Here is a 2,544-nt window from a genome sequence, read left to right as displayed (position 1 = left end):
CTCCGGCTGTCTTCATCTTGTCCCCCTTAATCCTAATAACTTTTTTTTACACCGGTTCGGCGCAAATTAAAAAAAATGGAAAAAAAAAACCCAAAAAAACCCCGGCGAAAAAAGCGGGTTCGCCCCCGCGGCCGGGAAAGGGGTCACTCCTCCTCGTCGGAGGGGGCGGGGGCGTCGGACGGGCGCAGGCGCTCCCAGAGCAGGAACGCGGCGCCCACGACGAGCATCGCGATGCCCGTCCACAGGTTGATGCGGATGCCCTCCGCCTTCTGCACCTCCTGGGCACTGTCGAACAGCCCGGTGACGGTGAGGATCAGTCCGTACACCAGGAACAGACCACCGATCACGCGGCGGATGTCGAAGAGCCGTTGCGGGGCGGCCATGGAAACCTCCTACAGGAAGGGCACGTAGAACGCCGCGGCGAGGACGACCGCCCCGGCGCCGAGGATCACGGGGGAGCGGTACCAGGCGTGGTCTCCCGACAGCGCGTCGTCCGAGACGGACGCGTCGCTCAGGCCGTAGACGAGCCCGCGCAGCTCGCTTTCCGGCTTCGGGGTGGTGACGAGCGTGACCACGACCGAGACGATCGCGTCGACCACGAAGGCGATGCCCGCGCCCCAGAAGCTCGCGTTCAGCTCGGTGCCGAAGTCCAGCACGCCCGCCTTGTAGAGCATGTACGAGCCGAAGGCGGACACCGTGCCGCTCAGCAGGCCCCAGAAGCCCGCCCACGCGGTCATCCGCTTCCAGAACAGGCCGATGATGAACGTCGCGAACAGCGGGGCGTTGAAGAACGAGAACAGCGACTGCAGGTAGTTCATGATGTTGCTGAACCCGGCCGCGATGAACGCCGCGCCGATGCCCCCGACGACGCCGCAGATGGTGGCGATGCGGCCGAGCCGCACGTACCACTCGTCCGGGTGGTCGCCGTTGATGTGCGGCTTCCAGATGTCGTAGGTGAAGACCGTGTTGAAACCGCTGATGTTGGCGGCCATGCCGGCCATGAACGAGGCGAGCAGGCCGGTCACCGCGATGCCGAGCACGCCGTTCGGCAGGAACTCGTCCATCAGCAGCGGGATCGCCTCGTTGTACGTCGGCCCGCCGTCCTTGCCGAGGTCGCCGAACAGCACGAGCGCGACGAGGCCGGGGATCACGGTGACGATCGGGATCACGAGCTTCGGGTAGGCCGCGACGATGGGGGTCAGCCGGGCGGCGTTGGTGTTGCGGGCCGACAGCGCGCGCTGGACCTCGGCGAAGTTCGTGGTCCAGTAGCTGAAGGACAGCACGAAGCCGAGCCCGAGGACCAGGCCGATCCAGCTGGCCTGGAGCGGGTTGTCGGTGCCGGCGGTGTGCGCCCAGGTGTGCAGGCCTCCCTCGCCGAGCACGCTCTGCTTGACCTTCTCCCCGAGGCCGGAGAAGCCGCCGACGCGGGTCAGGCCGATGATCACGATCGGCACGAGCCCGGCGACGATCACGAAGAACTGCATGACCTCGTTGTAGATCGCCGAGGACAGGCCGCCGAGCGTGATGTACCCGAGCACGATCGCGGCAGACACGATGATCGACAGCCACAGCGGCCAGCCGAGCAGCGCGTCCATGACGAGCGCCAGCGCGTACAGGTTGATCCCGGAGATGAGGATCTGCGCGAGGGCGAACGTCGAGGCGTTGAGGAGCTGGGTCGCGCCGTTGAACCGGCGGCGCATGAACTCCGGGACGCTGTGCACCTTCGACCGGTAGTAGAAGGGCATCATCACGATGCCGAGGAACACCATGGCGGGGACCGCGCCGAGCCAGTAGTAGTGCACGGTCATCACGCCGTACTGCGCGCCGTTGGCGGCCATGCCGAGGATCTCGGTGGCGCCGAGGTTGGCGGACATGAAGGCCAGACCGGTGATCCACGCGGGGAGTGCGCGGCCCGAGAGGAAGAAGTCCAGACTCGTCCGTACGGCCCGTTTGGCGGCGAAGCCGATTCCCAGCACCACGAGGAAGTACAGGGCGAGGATCACGTAGTCCAGGACGTTGACGTCGAGCCGCAGATCCTGTGCGGCCAGCAATTGGGCATCAGGCACGCCACGCCAGCTACCCCCGGGTCACCCCGTTTCACCACGGCCGTCCCCGTATACCCAATCGTGACAAAAGCGCTGGTAAGGGCCTCGTCAAGCCCGGCCGGGGGCGCGGAGTGGAGCCCCGAGTGGCGCGGGAGGAACCGGGTAGGCGAGGGGGAGCAGGAGGACATCGACGGAGGGAGGCACGTCATGGCCGACGCACCGAACCCGATCCAGCTGCAGAAGCACCTGAAGGGCGTCGACTATCCGGCCGGCAAGTCGGACCTGATCCGCACGGCTCGCGACCACGGCGCGGACGACAACGTCATCGACGCGCTGGAACGCATCCCGGACCGGCAGTACGACGGACCCAACGCGGTCAGCAAGGCGGTTTCCGACGTCGGGTAGACCGGACGGCCCGACCTGAGGACGTGCTCCCGGAGCACATGATCCTGACCCGTGACGCCGGAGTCGGGCGGCCGGCGCGAGGAGTTCCCGCGCC

General features: G+C 66.7%; 3 protein-coding genes. 1 reads left to right on the top strand and 2 read right to left on the bottom strand.

The window, feature by feature from the left end; all coding sequences use genetic code 11:
* Positions 1-143: 143 nt before the first annotated feature.
* A complete protein-coding gene (locus AB0J39_RS39170; protein ID WP_346225861.1) occupies positions 144-383 on the bottom strand; it encodes a hypothetical protein in 240 nt (79 codons plus the stop codon).
* A 9-nt stretch (positions 384-392) separates the two neighbouring features.
* A complete protein-coding gene (locus tag AB0J39_RS39165; RefSeq protein WP_363474233.1) occupies positions 393-2,066 on the bottom strand; it encodes a sodium:solute symporter family protein in 1,674 nt (557 codons plus the stop codon).
* Positions 2,067-2,252: 186 nt separating this feature from the next.
* Here AB0J39_RS39165 and AB0J39_RS39160 point away from each other — a divergent pair, with 186 nt between their 5' ends.
* Positions 2,253-2,450, top strand: a complete 198-nt coding sequence (locus AB0J39_RS39160) for a DUF2795 domain-containing protein (protein ID WP_363474231.1) — start codon at positions 2,253-2,255, stop codon at positions 2,448-2,450.
* Positions 2,451-2,544: the final 94 nt, after the last annotated feature.

It is taken from the genome of Microbispora sp. NPDC049633 (genome assembly GCF_040675265.1).
Lineage (GTDB): Bacteria > Actinomycetota > Actinomycetes > Streptosporangiales > Streptosporangiaceae > Microbispora > Microbispora maris.
This window is presented reverse-complemented; position numbering and strand designations above follow the sequence as displayed.

Coding starts and splice junctions, on each gene's coding strand:
- AB0J39_RS39170 (WP_346225861.1), bottom strand. CDS start 383: ATGGCCGCCCCGCAACGGCTCTTCGACATCCGCCGCGTGATCGGTGGT.
- AB0J39_RS39160 (WP_363474231.1), top strand. CDS start 2,253: ATGGCCGACGCACCGAACCCGATCCAGCTGCAGAAGCACCTGAAGGGC.